The sequence below is a fragment of the Allobosea sp. ASV33 genome, assembly GCF_016428755.1.
In the GTDB taxonomy this organism is placed as follows: domain Bacteria; phylum Pseudomonadota; class Alphaproteobacteria; order Rhizobiales; family Beijerinckiaceae; genus Allobosea.
Window position 1 is genome coordinate 85835 of record NZ_JAELTI010000003.1, and the last position, 22811, is coordinate 108645.

A 22811-nucleotide genomic window follows, 5' to 3' on the forward strand; every position below is an offset into this window, starting at 1 on the left:
AAGTTGCCCGTCCGCACGGTCCAGAATTGGGCCAGGAGCGGCCCACCCGACCATATCGCGCAAGCGATCGGGGGAATGTTGCGCCAGAGGATCGACCCGCCTGCGAAATTGGACTGGGGCTCGGATGACGAGGGCATGCTGGATGCTGCTCGTGCCCTTGATGTGTCGCTTCGGGCCGTTCTCCTCCGTGCGACCCAGGCGGGTTGGCCGAAGGAGATGGCGGCGGCTGGAGCCATAACCTGGTTTGCTCGGCAACTCTCCCATAAGCGCTAGTGCGTTTCTGAAGAGCACCATATCTGCAGAATCGTTACCAAATTCCTAACGTTTGGCGGTTGGCTGGTTAATCGGGGCGCTGGCCTTGTCACCGGAGTGTGAGCCGTTCGCGTCCGGCATAACCTGGACGGCGGATCAGGAGCCCGACCCATCGTCCCACCACACGGGCGGAAGATGCGAACTCGGCATTCCGCCAGCATTCATCAGGTCGGCTCCGACCTCCTGCAGAATGTCGGAAATGTCCTGCGTTTCTCCGAGCGTGTAGGTGGGGAATTGCACGTCTTCGTCCAGCCGCCCGAACGATCCTTGGTGACCGACATGCGAGATCCCGCCGACCCCCACATGGCCGCGGGTGACAATGTCTATCGCTACCTCAGCTGGGGTGGATGGGTAGCTAGCTTTCCTACGGAGCTGATCGAACAAGCCCATCGCCATTCCAGCTGCACCGGCTTGAACGAAACGGCGACAGTGCCGTCACGCATTGCGCGAACCGACTTGTCGAAGCCGCCCGTCTGATCGGCCCTGACACCACCCAGTATCTTGCCCGGGTTGCTAGAGGCGTATTCGTACGGCGCGAGAAACTGGGTCTTGAATGGACCCGCTGGGCCCTCAACTGTGATCGCGTCGGCCGGGGGAACCAAACCCGCCAATCTTTCCAAGCGCGGCATCCCAAGGCCGAAATGCGGAACCACCACGACTTGCGCGCCTAACGCTGACTGGCCGGTTTCGTCGAGCCATTTTTTGATCATTTGGGCGGTGTCACCCATGTAATTCGAGGGTTTCCTTCTCCGTACGTTGTCTCGAAACGCTTTGAAGAAGGAGACGCGTTCGGCAACGAGAAGGCTCGTCATCGCATCGATGCGCCGCGAGTGCCTCAGTACCATTTCGTGAACCTCCGACATCGTGAGCGTATCACAGCGGTCCTCGCGTCGAATTGTCGGCTTTCGGGACCACGATACCCAGTGGGGACTGAGTGCCGATGCCCCCGTTTCGATCAGCACAATTCCGGATCCGTCTTTGGCGATGGGGAGCGCACGAACGGCAAAGTAGGGGAGGCGGGGCTCGATGCAGTCGACGATCACATCACGAAGCCGTCGCTCAAGGCCCGCGACGTCCGGCAAGCGATTTATATGACTGGCACGGGCGGGTTGGTCGGACGTTTCCTCCATCCCTAGAATGAGGGTTCCCCCTTCTGCATTCGCGAAGGCGACGATCTCTTCCAGAAGAGCATCGCGGCCGAATTTCGAGAACTTCTTCCCCTGAACCCAAGATCGATCGAGCGCTCTTTCCCCGGGGTTTCCCTTCGCGTGGACACGCTGCTCCTCCGCACTGACCGGAATATCCGATTTGAATTCGATGCGTCGCCCCTCTGCCACCTTATCGGAGATGAGTTGATCGATGTCCTCAAGGGTAACCAGCTCGATCGGCTTGCCTCGCATGCGTCGTATCTCCTGCTTACATTCCACCAAATTCAAGCACGCTACGGCGAGTGCGGTCCCAGTGTCGGTCATTGACGAGGCGTTCATTGCTTCCCGCTTAGCATTCGGCAGCCTGCGGAGAGACAATGCCTACGAAAGCCGAAGTCTGGATGGTGGCCGACACTTTGCGGGCCAAGGGCGAGATCGTCTCTATCCGGACCGTACGGCGGGAATTGACCTATGGGGGATCGTATCGCGACATAGGTCCGCATCTGGCAACCTGGAAGGCGACCCGCATATACCAGCCAGGGATTGAGCTTGCAGGGTTGCCAGCCTTTCTCCAGACGACGGTCGCTCAGACAGCATCCGACATGTGGGAAGCGGCAATGCAAGTTGCGAGCAAGCAACTCGTGATCGAGCGCCAGAATGCAGTCGCTGGGATCGCGATCGAGCGAGAGATCCGCGACGAGGCGTTGGCAGCGGCCGACAAGCTTGAGCTGGAGATTTCGTACTTACGGCGAGATGTCGAGAGGCTCACGGCCGAGCTCAGCGCAGCCAGATCTTAGGCAAGCGTCGCCTGGGATTGGCAACAGACGCGACTTCTCGGCACCGGCTTATTCTCGCGGGTTCGGATCGCGGTCTTGATCGAAAACTAGCGTAGGTCGATCCCGCTTCGTTTCCTTTGCCTTCTCCTGCTTTTCAAGGTCCCGCGCGCGTCGTGCCTTCGCTCGCCTAGCAGCGAGCGAAAGTGTCTGGCCCGCCTTCATAAACTCTGTTCCTGGCGCCGCTGGTAGAGCAGGCCAGAACCTCAGACCCAAAACGTCCTCCATTTGGGTGTATTTGCGATAACTGCAGGGGTTATGGCATAAATGGGCAATGATCGATCATGCGAGGCATTCGTCCGCAGCGGTGATCCACTTTCCCTCTTTGATGCGCAATTGATCCTTAGTGAGGGGCGCGCACTCTTCTTACTTCCGACGAGAACACTTACTTTGCAGTCCGATTGTGTCGGAGAGCTTTCCGGTCAGATCGGCTTTCGGCGGGTTTCTTGTTAAACCGGTCCACTGTACGCTGGGCCAGCTCTTCCTCGTCGATAGCGACGTGGACCAGGCTTGCCACAATGAGCGCCAGTTGCGTGCGCGCCTCATCGAGGTCGGCTTTACTGACCGCCGGTCCAACCTTGCCCCAAGCGATATCGAAAGCAGCTTGAGCGCGAGCCATATCAACAGCGTCGGTAATTCGAGAGAAGGGCATGGCCAAGTGACGCTACATTTATATTTCGCTCGATGCGAATGGTCGTTGACGAAGAGTTAGATCGAGCAGATGTTTGTATAGCTGCCTAAGGACACCCCACGTCTTGCTCAGCCATAAAGTCCTCGGTGCCGCAAAAGCCGAGGGCTTTATGCAAAGTGGTGGTCTCATTCGATCTAGGATTCACCAACGTCTTTCAAGTTGGTCGACGTCGCCTTTTTGGTTCTCTTTGAGGAGGGGGCCGTCGCGGCCGACGGCCGTTTGGCGACGTCAAGCACGACCACATCGGTACGGTCTTTCAAGGTTGAGGGGAGGTCGGCGATTAGCATCCCCTCCAGTTCTTCTGCTGAAGTCGGCCCCGGCATTCCATCGGGGCGGGGAGGGGCTTGCTCCACCTCGCTTCCGAACCAAAATACGAGATAGACGCCGAAGCCGTCCGCGCCATCGTCGGCGGCATAGCCCTGGAGCTGCGTCGACGCGGCAGTCCAAATTTTCCGATGGTAATGCCGCTTCGCTTCTAGCGGTAGATTCCGCCCTGCTTGAGATACGAAAAGGACGTCAGCCCGCGTATCGTCTGCCCTCTGGGCCTCGGGCGCGGACGCAGCGATTTTGTATCTTTCCAGTCGATCGCGGAGGCGATCGAGCAAATAATTTCGACAGTCGTTCTCGTTAAGCGGCGTTGTAGCATGCCCCTGGGAGTTTCGGTTCCAGCAGTTCCTCCATGGCGACGTATCGCTGGAACGCAATTCACGGCGGAGTTGGAGAAGTTCCTCGAGGACAACGGCGCGGAGATCGGCCGCGTTGACGGGCGGGCCTCCTGCTAGCGCTGCTTTCACCGCTATCGAAGTTGGGTGCCGAAACTCGTGATCCCTGCGCAAACGAGAATGTTGCGCGTCAGCGTGGCGTAGCTCGGCGTGCCACACACGCAGGTCCGGCCGAGCAATAAGCTCCTTCAAAAGGCGGCCGGCCGTTTCACTTACATTCTGTGCGAGCATGTTAATCGCGATTAGTACGCGAGATCCTATGGTCTTTTTTGCAAGCGATCGCTTCTTGATCACACGGACGGTAGGTATGCCGCCGGGGCCCAATATCCGCACAATAACAGCATTGCGGATCGCCTTGGCATGGTCGGGCAATGCCGCCACGTCTACGAAGCCCTCGTTCAATCCTTCGTCGAACAACATCGATATCTGGGACGCGCTGTGCTCGGAGATAAATCGCTCAGCCTGGCCCGCGGGGTCGAGGTTAAAGGCCACAAAGCTCCAGAGAAGACGAGGGCGCCCTGTAAGGTATGGATCCGCCAGCGCCGCGTCAGCCAATTCCGCGAGCTGAGACGCCTCTAACTGGCTGGTGGCGGCATGAAGCGTTGCTCTCAACGCCTGGAGGGGCAGCACTTTGCGATCAGCCAGAAGCTTCATGAGAGCGCCAGCGACCACAGTTTCTTGTCCAGCCCGGGCAGGCATGCGCCACATCGACGACAAATCCTTCGCACCCGCGTCGAGTGCCCCTGTCCAGTAGTCCAGGAGAGCTTTCGAGCCATTATCGCCGCCGAGTTCGAGGCGCTTCAGCGCCCACTGCTCAAGCTCCCCGTGGCGGTCGGAATCTATCGCGACCCCTCCCGAGTTCAGAACCGCGATGGCGAGTTCGATCGGCATCGTTGCGGGATCGGGGCACCGACCCTGGTTCAACAGGCGATCAAGCCCTGCGATTGCAGGGTATTCGACACAGCATCGATTACCCTGCGCGTACGTCGCGCCGATCTCCGCTGCCGACACCTCCAAACTGCCGCAAGCGATACTCTCCCACCCCTGCGCGATCGCATCCGCAATCGCGCGATCGCAATGCGAAGCCACGAGTTCCAGGCCGGAAGGTTCGCCTTCTTTGCTGTGCGACCGGAAATACAGCTGGGCTGCCCAATCAAGGTGTTGGACGAAGCCGCCGGAGCTCAACGATCCGATATGGGGCGTCAGACGCGACACGTTTTGAGCGACAGCATTGCTTCGCCGCTCTCTCCGCTCCAGAGATTTCTTGTGGGCCGCTGTCCTGTACGGACGAACTGGTACCGTCGTGAGGCTCGCCAACAGCTTTTTGCTGTTCGGTAGAGAGGCGATCTGGCGGTAGGTATCCAGAAAGACGCTCTCAATTGGCCCTGAGCCGTTCACCAGGTCGACAGCAAGCTCCAGCAACCGCTTCCGAGTTTTATGGTCCGGCGAGGCAGACGCCTTATCAAGAACACTGCGAATGATCGCTTCGCTCGGTCGGCGACGGGTAGCGGAGGTGTATTCGAAACCGGCACGTCGCGGGCTCTTCGTGGGTTCATCACCGTCCAGAATGGCGCTGAAGAGATCGACCTCGTGAGCGGGGTCCAAGTCGAGCCACTCCGACAGCGCCACGATGGTTTCGTTTCCTGGATCGGATGATGGGTCAGAGCGGGAATTCTCGATCCATTGCCAAATCTTCGCCCCAGAAAGTCCTGAGGTTTTTCGAATGGTTGACGCCAAAATATCATCGATCAGATCGTCTACTTCCTCGGTACGTCGCCGGTCTGAAACTGACGGCCGCCAAGTGGCTGATGAAATGTCGAAGAGTGTTGGGTCCGGCTCGGTGAGCAGTGTGCGCTTGAACTGGAAAAGCCGAAGGATCGTGTCATCGGAGGAACAACGGTCGAAATCGCCCAGAAGAGAGCGAATGTCAGCTGACGTCAGCATGGCTCGCGGCAGGGAAACGGCAATGTCGCATCGAAGGCTTTCGCGAGCAGGTGAAGCCGGTTCGGGAGCGAGGTCATCGAAAAGTTGTCGCAAGCTTGCAGCGCGATCTTGAGCGCCATTTAGCCACGCCTCCGCCGCGCGTCTGCGGTGCCATTCAACCCGGTTCGGATCGAGTGCGATCTCGCGAAGGAGCGGCCGCAACGACATTACCGGGGTGCCGCTCGCGAGTGCGTCGAAAACGGTTAGCGCGAGATGCTCGCTGCCGGCAGGGTCGGCGAGAATGGCTCTGAAATCGCCCGCGAGATCTTCGCCGCTCAAACCGCCGAAGGCCGTCACGCCGGCGTCGGAGTTTCGGAAGTGTGGGTCGTTCCGATTTAGCTTCGATAAGATGGATCGACGAGTGTCTGTCGAAAATACCGCCGCATCGCCGTAAGCCAACACGGTCCCCGCATCGGCTTCGATCAAGCGCTGCACGGCGCCCTCGTTCTTGAGGTTCGCCAGATGAGCCGCAAACCAGGCGTAAAGGCCCCGCAGCTCGGTTGGAGGGACCGCATCATGTCCGGTGATCAGGGCAATTGCTCGGGATAAGGGTAAAGCCGCCCGGTCGCCAGCAGCGTTCACAGCCTCAGCTAGCGCCTTACCGCCGAGGAACTCAGCAACTGTTCGGTGTATTGGTTCGAAGCCCTCGCCTTCGCCCCTAAACAGTGCGGTGTTGAGCGTGTCCCTCATTAGACCGTGGTCCGCCCGAACATCCTGTGCTTGAAGATGAGCGCGGGAATCCGCCCCTGCAGGAGGCACTCCTCCCGACCGCCAAATGGTCGTGGCTCCCGTAGTGAGCAACAGCAGTGATGCCTCGGATGCCACGTCCACGATGTCTGTTATGGAGTGGCGCGGGCCGAATTTAAGATCGCTGTTCGGCTCAAACGACAGGTTTTGGACGGCTGAAGCGAACAACTCGAACCTGGTCTTGGGCCACCGGCCGGCGCGCGCGACAGCGGCATGGAGCAATTTCAAGCTTAGCGGGCTCTCAGTGAAGCCATTAGCGCCGAGCAAGAAGGCTTTCTCTAGGAACTGGTCGGCATCCTCCTCGCCCAGCGATCGGAGCACCGCGACAGCTTCGTTATTGTCGAGCGGCAGCAGTTGCGCGACGACGATATCGCCCGCTCCGGCTGTCCGCTGGATAGGCGTGATATCCGCATCCTTTCGCCAATCTTCCGATCGGCAAGAAATTCGCCAACGGGTTGGGGCAGCCGCGATCATAGCTTTGGCGAGAAAGTAGGCTTTATCGCCTGCATGCCCGTCAGACCGATACTCGTCGAGGGCGTCTAGAAACAGCGTCGGATGGCCGTCATCGCCGAGCCCGTGGATCAATTCTCGAACTTTGACGACCGTGGTGCCTTCCAACTCCGCTTCTTGACCGAGGACGACGGACTTCCCCATCCCGGGCTCACCCAAAAGCACGACAAAATTCTCGCCTCGCAGATTGCTGACCCGATGAACCCCGACCGGTGTCTGGGAAGACCCAATGGTAACCTGAACGCGGCGATCGATTCGCGCCGCGGAGTTGGTCGTTGTCACCTAAAATCCTCGATAAACTTGGGTTCGCTGCGCGATGCGACTGCTCACAAGAGCGCGCAGTGTAACGCGGCGTTTTGATCCGACCATCTTTGCAAAGTTTCAGAGGTGTACAACCGTGCCTTGGGCGCAGATGTGAGCGGCCGGCGATTTAACCGCTGGGCCTGTCGCCCGATCCACAACAAACTGCTGACGGAGTGTGCGATGCTCCGACCGGAAAGCGCCATGAGAACTGGTTCGCGAAGCTGCAGCTCTTCGGGCGGCAGTGGTGCGGTCACGCTCTCTGCTCGCCAGACCGGCTGCACTATCGAAGTTGTCGCTCCGGTAGTCAGAAAATTCGGCTGAGGGGAACCGGAGAAGCGTTGCTGCCCCGCGCGGCAGGCTCTGCTAGGCTATCGCGAGATTGGCACCGGGGAGAGGGCATGTACGTTCGGTCTCTAGAAGTTGCGCTGATCCGCCGCTGCTGGAAAAACGAAATTCCGTAGTCGTCTGGGCGGGTCACCGGAAAGGCGATTCAGGCACTCGCGACTTCATGCCCATCACAAATGGTCGATCGAATAGAAGCGAGCTTCCGTGTCGGACCCAGTGTTGGCCCTGATCGCCTGCCGGGTCCGGAGGGCAATGGGGTTGCTGGGTTCACCCGAAATCGTCAACGTTCGGCACTTCTCTGCGCTCGTGTGTCCCCACATGTCGGCGGCTAGGCATTACAGGGCTCGCGGTCGCTGCGACGCTGCGCGATGATCCAGCCGACGCACAATCCAACTGAGCGTGTCCGTCACCGCCAAAACGGTTTCCTCAAGCCAGCCGTGCAGCTGATCGAGAGCATCCCGGCGTTGCTTGTACAAGCGCGGCACCCAGTCGTGCGACGCCAATTCGCCGGTGTTGCGCAAATCGGGAGCCATGAACTGCGCATACTGCAGCTCCAATCCGTTCACCGGAGTGCCGCGGCTCCCCACGTAAACGGGCAGGTCGAATGCAACGGGTCCTAGATTGTGCGTCAGCTCATTTCTCCAGGCTTTCAGGCCGAAGAAAGCTCCGTCTCCCAGGTTAGATAGGGCATAGGGTGCAACTGTCGCGTCGAGATCGTTCGCCTTGGTCCGGATCGCCTTCGGGAGATCCTGCGTCGCCCTTCCGCGGGTCGGGAGCGGCAGGTCGACCCGGCCGGGCGAAGCGGGATTGCCGAGTGGCTCGACCGCGGTTTGCAAGAGGACCTTGAACAGGAGATCGAGCGTCGAGCTGCAGGCCAACGTGCAATCGACGTACGCGTCGTACAACGCCTGTGTGGAAGGCGACGAGTGACGGATCTCCCAGGTCGAAATGAGAGGCTCGTGCCAGGTGGGGCGTTCTGCGTTGATTTGGCCGAGAAGTTGAATTGCAGCCGAGAAGCGATTCATCGCGCGAAGCAATACCGTTCTCATGTCCTCGATCGCGATGTGCACGTTGGCGTAATAGAACGCGTATCGGTAGGTGGGCGAGGCACGGAGACCTTGTTCGACCAGAAGGCGGTCTAGGTCCTGAGCGTCTAGGTGCCCCTCGCCGACCAGCGTCGTGAGGATGACGAGCACCTCGCCGTAAACTGCATCCAGCCAAGGGGAACCTGTGACGCGTTCGGCCGCGGCCCGCAGTCGCGTTTGTATGGCGTTCGTCGGTCGGATGAGTGCCTCGACGAATTGCTCTCCGTCGATAGCGTGTCCGAAGGGCGCCTTTAGCGTGAAACCGACGCGGCCCTCGAAGCCCAGGAAGCGAACGCCGGCGAGACGTCGCGCATTGCTCAGCTCCGGAAGCCCGGGCTTCGCATCTTTCCCCAGATCCAGGGTCGATTGGCCGCCGTGGAGGAAAGCGCCGGCGCTCGACTTTCGCAGGACCAAACCGCGCGAAAGTTCCATGGTCGAGATAGAAGCCAAAGGCGTTGTCAGGAACGACAACTCAGCTAGGTCAAGTCGATCTTCCGTACGCCCGGGATACACGACGCTTATCCAATAAAGTGAGCTGCGCGTAATTGAGCGGTTTAGTGCATGACGTCAAACTGCCGCGACGGGCCGTTCCGGGCCCGCGCGGCTACCCTCGTTGTTGATTTCCGCCGAGATGTGACCCGTTAGGCGGGGATTTTTCCATCGAGACTTGACCCATGTTTTGACCACGTCTCACGCGGGATACGCGGGGGACCTCGGAGTGATCGACATGGAGTTATTGAGTGTCATCCGCCGCTGGCATGGGCGGAATCATCTTTCGATCCGGGAATTTCCCGACGCACCGGGCTTTCGAGGAACACGGTCCGCAAATACCTGCGCTCGGACAGCGTCGAGCCTCGGTTTCATGTTCCGGACCGGCCGAGCAAACTCGATCCTTATGCTGCCAAGCTCTCGGCGATGCTGCGGATCGAAGGCGGCAAGTCGCGCAAGCACAAGCGCACGGTCCGCCAGTTACATGCCGACCTGATCCTGCTCGGTTATGAGGGTTCCTACAATCGGGTTGCGGCCTTCGCCCGGGGCAGGAAGGCCGCCCGCCTGCGCGAGCAGCAGACCAGCGGTCGCGGCACCTTTGTCCCCCTGGCCTTTGTGCCGGGCGAGGCATTCCAGTTCGACTGGTCGGAGGACTGGGCGATCATCGCCGGCGAGCGCACCAAGCTCCAGGTCGCCCATGTGAAGCTGTCCTACAGCCGCGCCTCTACCCTGCGGGCTTACCTGCTCCAGACCCATGAGATGCTGTTCGATGCTCATAATCACGCCTTCCGGGTGCTGGGAGGCGTGCCGCGGCGGGGCATCTACGACAACATGAAGACGGCCGTCGACAAGGTCGGCCGCGGCAAGGACCGTCAGGTCAACATCCGCTTCTCGGCCATGGTGAGCCACTTCCTGTTCGAGGCCGAGTTCTGCAATCCGGCCTCGGGCTGGGAGAAGGGGCAGATCGAGAAGAACGTGCAGGATGCCCGACATCGTCTCTGGCAGCCCCTGCCGAACTTCCCGTCGCTGGAGGCACTGAACGACTGGCTGGAGACCCGATGTCGGGAGTTGTGGTCGCAGACCACGCACGGCACGCAACCTGGTTCAATCGCCGACGTATGGGGCCGAGGAGATCACCTGATGGCGATGCCGCGCCCCTTCGATGGCTTCGTCGAGTACGCCAAGCGCGTCTCTCCGACCTGCCTGGTCCATCTGGAGCGCAATCGTTACAGCGTGCCGGCGTCCTTTGCGAACCGCCCGGTGAGCCTGCGTGTTTATCCCGACCGGATCGTCATCGTCGCCGAGGGGTAGGCCATCTGCGAACATCTCCGGGTCTTCGCCCGCTCGCATGATAGTCTCAGCCGGACGGTCTACGATTGGCGGCATTATCTGGCCGTCCTCCAGCGCAAACCCGGGGCCCTGCGTAACGGTCCCCCCTTTGCCGAAATGCCGCCGGCCTTCCGATCGCTGCAAAAGCATCTACTCAAAACGCCAGGTAGCGACCGGGAGGTGGTCGAGATCCTGGCCCTGGTCCTGCAGCATGACGAGGAGGTCGTGCTGGCAGCGGTCGAGCTGGCCCTGAAGGCTGGCGTGCCGACCAAGACCCACATCATCAACCTGCTTCATCGGCTGATCGACGGCGCACCGATGATCGCGTCAACGGTCGAAGCCCCTTCCGCCCTCCGAGCCGTGCGCCAATGTCGAACGCTATGACGCCCTGCGCCCGGCCGATGAGGTGCGCCATGCGTCATAATCCTGCGAGCGGGGCCATCGTCATCATGCTGCGCAGCCTCAAGATGCACGGTATGGCCCAGGCCATCAGCGACCTGACTGAACAGGGGGCACCGGCCTTCGAGACCGCTGTGCCGATCCTGTCGCAGCTCCTGAAGGCGGAGATGGCCGAGAGAGAGATCCGATCAACGGCCTATCAACTCAAGGCCGCGCGCTTCCCGGCCTATCGCGACCTCAACGGCTTCGACTTCGCCAGCAGCGAAATCAACGAGGCGCTCGTGCGCCAACTGCATCGTTGCGAGTTCCTCCAGGACGCTCACAACGTTGTCCTGGTGGGAGGGCCCGGCACTGCCGAGGCCCATGTCGCTACGGCTCTCGGAGTCCAGGCCATCGAGCACCATCACAAGCGGTCCGCTTCTTCTCCACCGTCGAGCTCGTCAACGCTCTCGAACAGGAAAAGGCTCAGGGCAAGGCAGGACAGATCGCCAGCCGGCTCGCTTACGCCGATCTCATCATCCTCGATGAGCTCGGCTACCTGCCCTTCAGTGCATCAGGCGGCGCCTTGCTCTTCCACTTGCTGAGCAAGCTCTACGAGCGCACCAGCGTCGTCATCACCACCAATCTGAGCTTCTCGGAATGGGCCACAGTCTTCGGCGATGCCAAGATGACCACAGCCCTGCTCGATCGCCTCACGCATCACTGCCACATCATCGAGACCGGAAACGACAGCTTCCGCTTCAGGAACAGCTCGGCAAAGCCCGACAAGCCAGCCAGGGAGAAAGCCAAAAACTTGACCGCAACCTGAACAAACAACACCATTTGGGCGGGTCACTTCTCAGTGAAAACCCAAGGCCACTTCTCGGTGGAAATCAACAGTCAGTGCTGCAAGCGATGGAAGAAGGCGTCGTATCAGGTCTTCCACCTGCCGGACCTCGTCACTCGTCGGATTGAGAAGGTCGATCCATACGGCCGCGGCGAGCTCGCTGGAACTGGTCTCGGCCCCGTCCTCTGCGGCATACAAATTGATCATCGCCAATCCACCCGAGGCAGCTCAAACTGCAGATCGAACAGTTTCGAGGGATCTGTTGTCCGCGACTGGTCGAAAGGACGCTGTCGCATGTATCGCGGTGCGCGGTCTTGGATTCTGCAACTCGGTGCTTGCTTTGCTGAGTTGCAGTCCGCGCATATGGCTGACTACCAGCGGCACCACGGAGTTCGCACTTTGAATTCGGATAATCGCCGTCGAGCGTTGGCAGAGGTCGCTTCATTAGAAGCTTGGCACGAGAGCTTTACGAGCTCCCGCAAGGCCGCGGCTCTTCACGTCGATGTTTCCTTCGATGTCGGCCGGATAGGAGGCGAAGAGGGGTCTGGCGTCAGATTTCGATTGGCTCTGAGGCGCGCGGAGGTGGTCGTGATCATCCCTCCCGGGGAGCCTGCTTCAATCGATCCGACATCGGTGAGCCGCGATAACCGTTCCGTTAAGGTGAGCACCCAAAAAACGGTGTCTTCGAAGGAGAAGCGAGAGGTGGGCGCAAACGCCCTCCTCAAAGCTGATCAACATCTCGTAAAAGGGCGGCTGGCTGCAAAGGCGTTCTACGCCTTAGGCGGAAAAAGCCAGACCCTTATCAAAATCGCCGAGAATGCCACGGCAATGCGGATAAGGCACAAGCTGGATTCCGAAGGAAACCACTGCTGGACCATCGAGCCATCTGCGGAACAAGCACTGTCTGGCAAGCCGTGGAGCGCGGACAAGGCCCCGCGCGCCAAAGTCAACGACGATCGGCCAAAGGGCTCGCCGAGCCTTGCCCCAAGCGTCAGAGTGGAGCTCCGGTGCAGACGCGAGGATCTGCTGATAACGGATATCCAGATCGATCGGCCGGGCTGGAAAGCTCTTGGCGATCCATTCGGAAGAAACAAGGAGCTGGCTGCTGAAGCTGTCATCCGAACCAGGCTTGCTCAAGCTGGCCTGCTGACAGGGGATATTTCTGACCCGTTTGCGATGATCACCGTGAGCGCCACGATTGCTGAGCCGATCTGATGAAATCCAGGCGCCACTGGCTCGATGGTATCGCGGAGATTGCTGACGCCGATACCGGAGATCTCCGCAAGCTCGCTCAGGTCGCCGGTGAGGATCCCGCGACTCTTTTTATCGGAACCGTCATGGATGGCGCAGATCTGCGAGGCCAGGATCTGCGCGGAATGCTCTTCACACATCTCAGCGTAACAAAGGTAAAGCGCGACGCCAACACAGTCGTAGATCCAAATCCATTCGTGCAGGAGGATTTGCTTCCAGTTCAGGTTTTGAGTGCGCTTATATACGTCGCGAGGGATGATTTATTTGATCTAGGTGATCGGCGGACAATTTTTAGAGATTTCGAAGTATTCAAACGCGGAGAAGAGCTTCAATTTGCCGATGCGTGCCGAAAATTTAGCGGGGCCAAAATCGTCATCATCGACGTCTACGACGTGAACCAGACGATAGGCTTCGCCCCCGAAATCCCCGGCATGATAATTTTCGCGGTCGTGGACGAGAGCGAAACGGATTATCTCGGCTCACTCGTGTCGGATGATTTAGTCGGGATTCTGGTCATTCCTCGACGGGTTCGGCAAAGGGTAGGGTCCATCCGCTCACAAATATCTCAACTCACAAACGAGCTGCTTATCGCGGCGCACAACTGGAAATTTATCTACGCGCTCGCGACCCAGTGGCGAGGCGCAGCGTTCTTCTGTGCCAAAAGCCAAAACGGAGACGCCGAGGTCGGTGCATGGGGGCAGCTTTACAGCCGCATTGCACAGGTGCGAGGTCATCCAGTCGCGGGGGTTCGGCTCGTTAATCACTATGGACGGCGCCCTTGGTCCGAAGCTTTGGGCAACTCGCTCTTCCGTGAACTCACGCAGGAAAGCGCCAACGTGCCTGCGAACGTAGCTGCTGTGATCCTGAGATCGCTTCACGGCGCTGCCGGACCGAACTTTGGCGAAGAGTATGAGCGCACCGTCCAGACCTTGATGGTGGCGCTGGGCTGGCGCGTGGAATCCATCGCCGACGAAAAACGCTCGGATCTCGCGATAACGGACGGCCGTTCCCAATTCAAGCTGGCGATCACTGGGACCCCCCGCATGACCGCGCGGCCGGTGCCGCGAGATTTTCGGCTGCCAGATTTTATCGATGAAGCTTCATTGATCATTGGCGCGTCTGAATTCTTTGACGTTGACGAACTGATTTTGGATCTTTGCGATGGCAAGCTGTGGGTGAGTTGCCAAGACCTCGTACGGTTCCGGCATGGATCGAATGTCTGGGCTTTGTTTGCTAGCCATCTGGGAAGGGTCGCGCTGTGGGGCAGCTCCTGGGCAAGAGCAGCGTTTGTGACCGTTCTGGTTCGCGACGCGCTGCATCGACAGCAATCAATTTTTCCACTTCCTCAGCCGATGCAGGACGCTTTCTTCGACGCTTCTTTTGCTCCGGAGCGTACAATTTCCTGTTCAAATATCCGGTTCAGAAACAACAACGTAATTGCCAGAGTGAAGGTCTCTTCCTCTGACCGATCCGGTAAAGACAATCTTGTCTTCGATCTCGCGGTCGGTTTCGGGGGGCCATTTATCACTAGGATCGATCTCAGCGGGTAGTTGGGCCGATCAACACGGCAATCGTCGACCGAATTCGCTTGAAGTGCGGATTCGCCCAGCGTACTCGGGATTCCTGCCATGGGCCTATTGGGATGGCTGTTCTACGAGATAAGAAAGATTGGCTCATGGCCGAAAATACCGAGAACCTGATTGGCTTGGTCGCCGATATTGTCGCCGCCTATGTTTCGAATAACAGTGTCCCGGCAGCCGATTTACCGACCCTCATTGCAATGACGTATTCTGCCATCACAGGGCTCGGCAATGCCCCTGTCGCTCTCCCAGAAGATAAGCCGGTGCCGGCCGTTTCAGTCAAAAAGTCGATCACGGCCGACTTCCTGGTGTGCCTCGAGGATGGGAAGAAGTTCAAATCCCTGAAGCGGCATCTTCGGACGCAGTACAACATGTCTCCCGAGGACTACCGCGCCAAGTGGGGCCTGCCGGTCGATTATCCGATGGTGGCCCCTGCATACGCGGAAGCGCGTTCGAACCTCGCCAAGAAGATTGGCCTCGGCCAGCAGCGCCGTAAGCCGGTGACGCGCGCCAAGGCTTCCAAGGCGAACTGACGGTCGATCATGACGAAGAACGAACTGATCGCCGCGATCTCCGAAGAGGCTGCAAAAACGAAGGCCGATCTATCGGCGGTCCTGGCGTCGCTGGCGGCGGTTGCAGCCAAATCCTTGAGCGCTGGCAGCGAAGTTACGCTCGGTGGTATCGGCAAGCTTGCGGCTGTGAAGCGTGACGCGCGCCAGGCCCGAAATCCTTCGACGGGCGCCATGCTCGACGTCCCGGCCAAGACTATCGTCAAGTTCAAGGTTGCCAAGGACCTGGCGGACGCGGTTGCTTGATTTGATGCGCGGCCCGATCTACTGCGGGCCGCGCGTTAGTCGCGCCTAACGGAGCGACGCATTTTGCCCGCGACCGCTCTCGACAAAGAACCGTTGAGCTTTCTAGTTTTTTGGCCCGGATTCATACCTGTCGGCCGGGGTTCGATAGGCGATTGCGTTCAGCAACTCTATGTTTCGCCATCCAAGTCGCGGAATTAGGGGGAAGCGCTATCTGCGCTTCGGTTTCGACGGTGCTCCCTTCGCCCCAGACTTTCCAACGATTGACGGTGCGACGCGCGTCTGCTCGCTTACGCTTCGAGAACGCATAATTGCTCTAGCAGATTCAATCGCTGCTTTCTGTTTGGCGGTGCGAACTGGAGGGTCGGTCGGCAACGTGGTCGGGGCGTCACCTCTAGCCTCCGGCGCTGCTTTTCGTGCTCTTCGAGGCCTGTCTGCTCGCGGTGCACCGAGAATCTTCTCGACAGCAACGCGAATCAGTTCGTCTCTTGTGATCCGCTGCCGGAAAGCCATAACGCGAAGTTTTTCGTCCACTTCCGGTGGGAGGTAGACGGTGCGAAGAACCATCCTCACATCTCGCTCAGCCATGGCGACCCTCCTTTACACGGACATATGTATGCCGTTGCCGAGTTCCTGTCATGAGGCGACATAGGAAGCCAGTATCCGCTCGCTCATTGAGCCGAGCACCATCAACGATGCAAACCCAGGACCTTGGGCCGCGCTCAACATCGGCACATGCAATCCCGTAAATTTACCGGGCAACGACAGATCCTCAGCGATGCCCTCGGCGGTTTTCTCTCGCTGCTTCCGCGTTTCACTGGGGTCAACTCCCTGAAACGCCTCCCTGAGATCGGCGGGTAGCAACCCTAGGAACCACCAGGCGTCAAAGCCCGCTGCGTCTATTACAAAGCTGGCTGGTAGATTGATCGTGCCCGCATTGTTTAAAACTTCCACTGAAAGCTCCGATGGTTGCCCATGAATGGCCTGCGTTGCCGAGACCGATTTTACTCGCCCAGGGCGGAAACTTATGTCCGCCGAGGATGACAAAATGTCTGAAACAGAAGACCAAACCACGCCGCGCGTCAGGCGCTTTGTCACGCTGATGCGCTCCTCCACATTGAGCGCGGCCCAGGCTTGATCGTCAGAAAACAATGCATTCTCGAAGAAGCTCTCGGTCCGTGTAAAAAGTGCAGCTTGATTTCCAATGATTAGGACAGGAATTTCCCGCTTGTTGCGGGCAATCCACGCTGCAATCGCCGCCGAAGTTCCGCCGGAGCCAGCGATAACGATCGGAGCATCACCGGGCTGCGCTTTTTTAAGAAATTGATCTGGAGACGTCCAGAAATCAACGCCGTTTATGATCCTAATATCACTATCTCGATCGAAGCCGCTTAAAGCGGGTCCGGATCCAGTGAAAACTACGCCGTCAAAACCGACGCTGGTCTTAACAATACCTTTCTTTTCATGTGTGATGGCCCATTTACCATTTCGTCTGCTAACTGCAGTCACGTTGGCAAGAGTTCTCTTTACGTCCGCTTTCTCAATGACCCATGTGATATAGGCTGAGTAATGGCGATGCGGTGGAGGTTTACGGCCGCGGTCGACCCAATTGCGGTAATTCGTCAGAGATCCGCCTTCTAATTCGATCAGGAACGAGTTCCAGGAAAATTCCTGGAACAGCCGCTGTAATCCTGCAGTGTCGAGTAGGCCTTGGTCATAGGGAAATCCGACATCTCGCTCGGCTGGTGTGCATAGCCGCTGAACTCCGTCGGTGTAGCCATGATCGCCTGACCAGGCGGCTCCCCATTTATCCCTCTCAAACACGCGGACATCGAGGCGCTCAGAGGAGGAGAGGTTGAAGCTGTGCGCCTTCGCACAAATTGCAGCCGCCTTTGGCCCACCGCCTATCACAGCAATCTTCTTCACGGTTCCTCGCCGGTTCGGCAGCGAGACGCTTTGACGCGCCCTTCATATTGGCTAGCAAACGGCGTGCGTCATTGCTGCATAGAAAATTGGCGAATGATGCCCTTTTGTATTGTGAGATTCGAAAATTGCTGGGGTTAGCAAACCATTAGCTGCCCAAGCGCGTGGCTACGCCGGTGCCCACTGGCCTGGATCCCCGCCATGAAGATTACCGATCTCAAAATTCGTACCAAGATCATGCTCGCCGTGCTCATCGCGGGCCTCATAGGAGTCGGCGTCTCTGTCTTCGGGAGCGTCCAACTTCAGGCTGTGGACCAGAATTACGCCGCCCTGCTGGGGACGATGCCGAAGGCTCTTCTCGCTTCTGCGCGCGCGTCGCGTGCGGGCGCCGATCTTATTGGCCAGACGTACAAGGTCATTCCCTACCCACTGGGCTCGCCTAGAATCTCTCAGGCCCGTGCCAAGGGCGAGAGGGCCTACCATGACACGCTCACGTATTTAGATGAGGCGAGCGCGGCTCGCGCCGTTATGGTCTTCAAGCAAAACGGGCTCTCCATGCTTCGCCTCGAAATGGAAAAGGCGGAGCAGGAGGCCTTGGCATCAGCGGAGCGGGAGGCACACGAAGACGAGCGGAAGCGGGTCGAGATCGACCGCGTCGAGCTTGCCCGTCAGCCAGGAACTCAACATTTCCGAATTATCGATCTAGATCCCGAGGCGCTCGTGAAGGGCCGCGCCGATCACTTTTCGATCGCACCAGTTTTGGGAGCTATCGACCAGGCCGACGGGGTGATCGTCGCCACTCCGATCTACAAGGCATCTTGCTCCGGCTTGATGGAGGTTTTCCTAGACCTGCTTCCGCAGTACGGGCTTTCGAACAAGGCGGTATTGCCGCTCGCAACCGGCGGGTCACTGGCCCACGTCCTAGCGTTCGATTACGCATTTCGCCCTATCCTGCAGTCGATGCGTGCGCGCCACATCGTCCAGGGCGTCTTCGTCAGCAACGGGCAATCGAGCGTGGTCGACGGCGCGATCGTCCTGGAGCCGGGGCGCTCGTATTGTGCCGCGAGGCGCGAGAAGTGAACCGCAGCTAAGCCGACGCCTCCAGTCCTTTTGCAGGATTCGCTGATTGAACTCGTGCCAAGTCGTGAGGGGCCGCTATGTAGCGCGATCGGGCGCCATGGCCTCGCAGATAGCCCATCGATGCAGATATTAGCTGCCCTCGCGGACTTCTGACGACCCTGTGACTGGTCATATCGGGCCGACCAGTCCAAAAGCATTCCAGGGACGTGGCACAGTGGTCTATCGCGGGCGTCGGAAGTTTGCTCCATACCCCCCGGCGCAGATGGCACGCTCCGAAGTATAAATGGCTTCGCGCGGGTTCGAATCCCGCCGTCTCACTTCGGCTTCCGCGATATACGAGACCTAAGACTTTGGGCCCAAATGGCCCGACCGTCGGGCCATTTAGTTCCTTTCAACCTATGTCCCTAGATTGTGCACGACGCAGGAACGTGGGCTTCCACAGGAACTCTTGCGAGCGAGGAACACATGGCTAAAAAGGTAAAATTCAAAAGCGGTTTGGAGTTCTCGCCGTTGAGAGCGGCGGTCCTTCATGTGTACGGGATCATGAGAGAGCATTCCGAAGGATCAGCGATACCAGAGCCCCACGCTTCCGATCTGCTCGATATGTACCGCAGGTACTGCGATGTCACAGGCCGCGATGATTTTGGCGTCGTCGCGGTGCGCGCAATGACATCTTGCATGGAATTTTACATTAAGCCTGGCCAGCTCAAGCTTGTCGCGTGCGGCAAAAGAGCCTGGCTGCCAATCAACGTTTCTGAAGCGATTTTTGCAATCGCAACCGAATGAGCCGAAGGCTCGCCAGTTGACCGGAGAGGCCGCTCGGGCAGCTATTTCTTTAGGTATGGTCCGAGATCAACGTGTGGGAAAGCGACCAAATCAATCTCATCGGTTTCGGACTGAAGAGGGTCGGGGTTGCCATACACGCCGTTCATTCCGGGTAGCTGATGCCCCATGAACTTCATCCGTGTCTCTTCTCGCACCTTGCCATCGACACAAGCGTCTCGAAAACTGTGCCTGAGGCTGTACGCTGAGTAGATAGGGTTCTTGATGCCGCAGGTTCGGAGGCGCCGGTTGAGCGTCTTCGACACCGCGGCGCTCCAATGGCCGTGCCTGTTGGCTTTGAGCTCGTCGAAAAGTTGGCACTCGCGTCTCTTTCGGTCACGCCTGGAAGCGACGAACTCGATAAATCCGAGCCTTAAAAGCTCGTTGTGTATTGGGATCACTCGCCGAGCCGCGTCCGTCTTCACACCACGCTCATCGGGAGTCTTCTGCCGCGTCGGAACCTCGTCACCGGTTTCGTCGCTCTCGTCGCTCAAGCAAACGATGCTGAGATGCAGGCGGCCGTTGTGATGCTTGATATCGTCGGTTCGAAGTTGCGCGAGCTCGTTAATCCGCGCGCCGGTGAACAGCATGAGCGGAGGAATCCAATAAATTGGCGAGACTTTCGACGATTTCGCGGTCTCGGCGAAAAACCGGGAAATCTGGTCAGGCTTGAACGGAAGGCGTTTGTGCTTCGCTCTCTTTTTTTCTTTCCGGATAGATCCGATGCCCTCTCCAGGGTTCCGTTCGATCTTTTCTTCATCCACCAACCAATCCAAGAACCGATGAACGGGACCTAGATACTTAAGATTGATCGTGACCGGTCCGATCGGCCGAACCGGTGGCTTGCGTTTGGCGTTCAGCGCGATCGCTTCGCGCACATCGAGGGTCTTGAAGCGGGTTGCCGCACGATCTGGCAAGCGCTCAAGATGGTCGCGGAAGATCTTGATATCGTCCCGGGACACGTCGCGAACCGGTTTATCGCCGACGAATGTCAGAAAAACGAATAGGCGGGTTCTGACATCCTCGATATGCTTTAAGCCGTTACTCGATAGCGAAATTACCGCCGCATCGTACTGCTTGATCGCCTCCGACAAGGGCTCGTCCGACCAGCGTGTGCGGCGCTCTTCGGCAATCGCTTTCGAAACGGTGTCGACATCCGCAGGCGCGGAGCTTTGCGTTTGCCTGATCTCCAAGTTTGAAACCGAGGCATTCGTTTTTTCAACTATCGCCTGCAGCTCGGCTAGCTGCGCCATTACCGATCGCAGCGCGGCGCTCGTTTGGTCGGGAGGTTCGACGTAAAACGGCCCGCTGATGTCTGTCACGGCTGAACCAGCTGTCCGCACCTCCGCCGGGCTGATAGCTCCCATTTGACCAACCGCGCTCAGCAGCGCGATTGCCGCCTGGTTGGTTGGCCCCCGAGGAGCCTCGCGGCCGAGGAGCTCGAAAGCGACCGCGCTTGATACCATTCCGCTCCGACGTCTGCGCGGCGGGGTTTGTGCACGCTCGCCCGCCGGTTCCTGGTCGCTAGCGAAGTTTGAAATGGCAGCTTTGGCGTCATTGATCAGGTCGCGCTTGAACTCGAACGACCACCGTGTGCCCGCGTTGGTTTCAAGAGCCTCGTCGAGCAGAGCCAGTGCTACTTCGCGCGTTGGACCCAGCGGGCGTTTTGAGCGCAGTACCGCATAAACGTCATCGACCCGAATCAGCATGTGTAATGCTCTGCGCCTCGCTAAAGCGGAGTCCTTGGTGCGCAGAGATCGACGAACCTGCTCGAAACCAAGGATTGCCGTGAGGTCTACAGGAACGGCTTTACGAAACCACCAATGCGCTCCCCGCCGATGCAGGTACATGCGTGCTCCTGAATCATGCCGGGATGCTGATCCCGAATGTGTCAGGCTGCTGTGACAGCGCGTGGAATCAAAAACAGGAAAAACCCTCAAATATCAAGGGCTTAGGAGTGGCGGAGACGGAGGGATTCGAACCCTCGATACCCTTGTGGGGTATGCTCATTTAGCAAACGAGTGCCTTCAGCCTCTCGGCCACGTCTCCGGCGAGAGGCTCTATGCCTGATTGCCGAGGCGTTTGACAAGCCTTGTCGGCAACTTCCTTTGCTAGGCTTGTGAATGCGCGCCGCGAGAGTGGGGGAGCACTCCCTTGGTAATGGCGTGATCGAGAGGGTGCGGGGGCTGATCGACCGCAGGCTGCTGCAAAGGAGCTCTGCGCCGGCCTGCCTTGCTCCTCCGCCGGGCAGCCATTAGATTGAATCCGTCCGTTGGGGTGCCGAAAGGCTGAGAGGCGTGGTTCGCGCCAACCCATCGTACCTGATCCGGGTAATGCCGGCGAAGGGAACGGTCTTCGGTTCGCAGACATCGCGCTCGCGCCCCAGGCCGCTGCCTTCCCGGAAGCAGGGAAGAACATGACGGCACAACGCCCTCAGTCTGGCCTGAACGTCGCGGTGATCGGCGCCGGCGTCGTCGGGCTGGCCTGCGCGACCGAACTGGTCGCGCGTGGCGCCCAGGTATCGATCTACGAGCGCGGAGCACGCATCGGCGCCGAGGCCTGCTCCTGGTATGCCGGTGGCATGCTCGCGCCGTGGTGCGAGGGCGAAAGCGCCGAGGAGCCGGTGATCCGGCTCGGGCAACAGTCTGCCGACTGGTGGGAGCGCCATGCCGGTGGCGTCGTCCGCAACGGCACGCTCGTGGTCGCGCCGAGCCGGGACCGGTCTGAACTGCGCCGCTTCGGCCAGCGCACCAGCCATTTCGAGGAGATCGACGGCGAGGCGATCGCCGGCCTGGAGCCCGATCTCACCGGGCGTTTCTCACGAGGGCTGTTCTTCTCGGGCGAAGGCCATCTCGATCCGCGCAAGGCGATCGCGGCTTTGGCCGGGCGGCTGGTGGCGAACGGCGCCGTCATCCATTTCGACAGTGCCGTCGAGCCGGCCGATCTCGATGCCGATATCGTGCTCGATTGCCGGGGGCTGGCGGCGCGCGACATCCTGCCGGAGCTGCGCGGCGTCAAGGGTGAGATGCTGCTGCTGCGCAGCGATGATATCAGCCTGTCGCGGCCGGTCCGGCTGCTGCATCCGCGCATCCCGCTCTACATCGTGCCGCGGGCGGACGGGCTCTTCATGGTCGGTGCGACGATGATCGAGAGCGGAGAGCGCCGTCGCATCTCCGCCCGCGCCATGCTCGAACTGCTCGGCGCGGCCTATGCCCTGCATCCGGCCTTCGCCGAGGCTGAGGTGGTCGAGATCGGCACCGATGCCCGTCCGGCCTTTCCCGACAACCTGCCGCGGCTGACGCGCCGCGGCCGGGTGATCCATGTCAATGGGCTCTATCGCCACGGTTTCCTGCTCAGCCCCGCCATGGCGCGGATGGCGGCGGAGGCTGCACTGAATCCGCACGCAACCCCGGAGATGCTGCATGACCTTGCTGCTTAACGGCGCCCCGCAGACCGTTGCCGCCAAGACGCTGGCCGAGGTGCTGGCCGAACTGGGCTTTGGCGGCCGCATCGTCGCGACCGCGGTGAACGGCGATTTCGTGCCGGCCCGCAAGCGCGCCGAGACGGCGCTGAGCGAAGGCGATCGCGTCGAAATCGTCGCGCCGATGCAGGGAGGTTGAG

16 protein-coding genes, 1 tRNA gene, 2 pseudogenes and 1 riboswitch are annotated in these 22811 nt (G+C 59.4%); of the genes and pseudogenes, 11 read left to right on the forward strand and 8 right to left on the reverse strand.

What is annotated here, in order from left to right; genetic code table 11:
- Positions 1-641: 641 nt before the first annotated feature.
- Positions 642-1712, reverse strand: coding sequence for an AlbA family DNA-binding domain-containing protein (locus tag JHD80_RS01730; RefSeq protein WP_199084644.1), 1071 nt, complete (start codon positions 1710-1712; stop codon positions 642-644).
- A 125-nt stretch (positions 1713-1837) separates the two neighbouring features.
- Here JHD80_RS01730 and JHD80_RS01735 point away from each other — a divergent pair, with 125 nt between their 5' ends.
- Positions 1838-2257, forward strand: a complete 420-nt coding sequence (locus tag JHD80_RS01735) for a DNA-binding protein (protein WP_199084645.1) — start codon at positions 1838-1840, stop codon at positions 2255-2257.
- Positions 2258-2678: 421 nt separating this feature from the next.
- Here JHD80_RS01735 and JHD80_RS01740 read toward each other — a convergent pair whose 3' ends face one another.
- From JHD80_RS01740 to JHD80_RS01750, 3 genes are all read right to left on the reverse strand, one after another.
- Complete coding sequence (locus tag JHD80_RS01740; RefSeq protein WP_199084646.1) at positions 2679-2951, reverse strand: hypothetical protein; 273 nt, start codon at positions 2949-2951, stop codon at positions 2679-2681.
- A 167-nt stretch (positions 2952-3118) separates the two neighbouring features.
- Entirely contained in the window at positions 3119-7228 is a 4110-nt protein-coding gene (locus tag JHD80_RS01745; protein WP_199084647.1) for an NACHT domain-containing protein, read from the reverse strand.
- A gap of 701 nt (positions 7229-7929) precedes the next feature.
- Positions 7930-9192, reverse strand: a complete 1263-nt coding sequence (locus JHD80_RS01750; RefSeq protein ID WP_199084648.1) for a hypothetical protein — start codon at positions 9190-9192, stop codon at positions 7930-7932.
- Positions 9193-9406: 214 nt separating this feature from the next.
- Between JHD80_RS01750 and istA the strand changes: the two are divergent.
- Positions 9407-10921 (forward strand): annotated as a pseudogene (gene istA / locus JHD80_RS01755) (IS21 family transposase).
- Positions 10911-11704 (forward strand): annotated as a pseudogene (gene istB, locus JHD80_RS01760) (IS21-like element helper ATPase IstB). The pseudogenes istA and istB overlap by 11 nt, the downstream one beginning before the upstream one ends.
- Positions 11705-11734: 30 nt before the next feature.
- Here the strand turns inward: istB and JHD80_RS01765 are convergent.
- Positions 11735-11929 (reverse strand): hypothetical protein, encoded by a 195-nt coding sequence (locus JHD80_RS01765; RefSeq protein ID WP_199084649.1) that lies wholly within the window; start codon positions 11927-11929, stop codon positions 11735-11737.
- Positions 11930-12016: 87 nt separating this feature from the next.
- On the opposite strand from JHD80_RS01765, the gene JHD80_RS01770 reads away from it, so the two are divergent.
- From JHD80_RS01770 to JHD80_RS01785, 4 genes are all read left to right on the forward strand, one after another.
- A complete protein-coding gene (locus tag JHD80_RS01770; RefSeq protein WP_199084650.1) occupies positions 12017-12937 on the forward strand; it encodes a hypothetical protein in 921 nt (306 codons plus the stop codon).
- A complete protein-coding gene (locus JHD80_RS01775; protein ID WP_199084651.1) occupies positions 12937-14523 on the forward strand; it encodes a hypothetical protein in 1587 nt (528 codons plus the stop codon). The genes JHD80_RS01770 and JHD80_RS01775 overlap by 1 nt, the downstream gene beginning before the upstream one ends.
- A 125-nt stretch (positions 14524-14648) precedes the next feature.
- Entirely contained in the window at positions 14649-15086 is a 438-nt protein-coding gene (locus JHD80_RS01780) for a Ros/MucR family transcriptional regulator (protein WP_199084652.1), read from the forward strand.
- Between the two features lie 9 nt (positions 15087-15095).
- Positions 15096-15368: an HU family DNA-binding protein gene (locus JHD80_RS01785; protein ID WP_199084653.1), complete on the forward strand. Its 273-nt coding sequence runs from the start codon at positions 15096-15098 to the stop codon at positions 15366-15368.
- Positions 15369-16001: 633 nt separating this feature from the next.
- Here JHD80_RS01785 and JHD80_RS01795 read toward each other — a convergent pair.
- Positions 16002-17291: a SidA/IucD/PvdA family monooxygenase gene (locus JHD80_RS01795; protein WP_199084655.1), complete on the reverse strand. Its 1290-nt coding sequence runs from the start codon at positions 17289-17291 to the stop codon at positions 16002-16004.
- A gap of 198 nt (positions 17292-17489) precedes the next feature.
- On the opposite strand from JHD80_RS01795, the gene JHD80_RS28575 reads away from it, so the two are divergent.
- Together JHD80_RS28575 and JHD80_RS01805 are read left to right on the forward strand one after the other, a co-directional pair.
- Positions 17490-18368, forward strand: coding sequence for an NAD(P)H-dependent oxidoreductase (locus JHD80_RS28575; RefSeq protein ID WP_248311336.1), 879 nt, complete (start codon positions 17490-17492; stop codon positions 18366-18368).
- Positions 18369-18833: 465 nt separating this feature from the next.
- The gene (locus JHD80_RS01805) at positions 18834-19154 is read left to right on the forward strand and encodes a hypothetical protein (RefSeq protein WP_199084656.1); all 321 of its coding nucleotides are present in this window, start codon (positions 18834-18836) and stop codon (positions 19152-19154) included.
- A 41-nt stretch (positions 19155-19195) separates the two neighbouring features.
- Here the strand turns inward: JHD80_RS01805 and JHD80_RS01810 are convergent, their stop codons facing one another.
- Together JHD80_RS01810 and JHD80_RS01815 are read right to left on the reverse strand one after the other, a co-directional pair.
- Positions 19196-21040, reverse strand: coding sequence for a site-specific integrase (locus JHD80_RS01810; RefSeq protein WP_199084657.1), 1845 nt, complete (start codon positions 21038-21040; stop codon positions 19196-19198).
- Positions 21041-21148: 108 nt separating this feature from the next.
- Positions 21149-21239 (reverse strand) — tRNA-Ser (locus JHD80_RS01815).
- 214 nt (positions 21240-21453) lie between these two features.
- Positions 21454-21555, forward strand: a riboswitch (TPP riboswitch).
- A gap of 78 nt (positions 21556-21633) precedes the next feature.
- On the opposite strand from JHD80_RS01815, the gene thiO reads away from it, so the two are divergent.
- Positions 21634-22629 (forward strand): glycine oxidase ThiO, encoded by a 996-nt coding sequence (thiO, locus tag JHD80_RS01820; RefSeq protein WP_199084685.1) that lies wholly within the window; start codon positions 21634-21636, stop codon positions 22627-22629.
- On the forward strand, positions 22613-22810 hold the full coding sequence (gene thiS, locus JHD80_RS01825) for a sulfur carrier protein ThiS (protein WP_199084658.1): 198 nt from the start codon (positions 22613-22615) through the stop codon (positions 22808-22810). Before thiO ends, thiS begins: the two co-directional genes overlap by 17 nt.
- Position 22811: the final 1 nt, after the last annotated feature.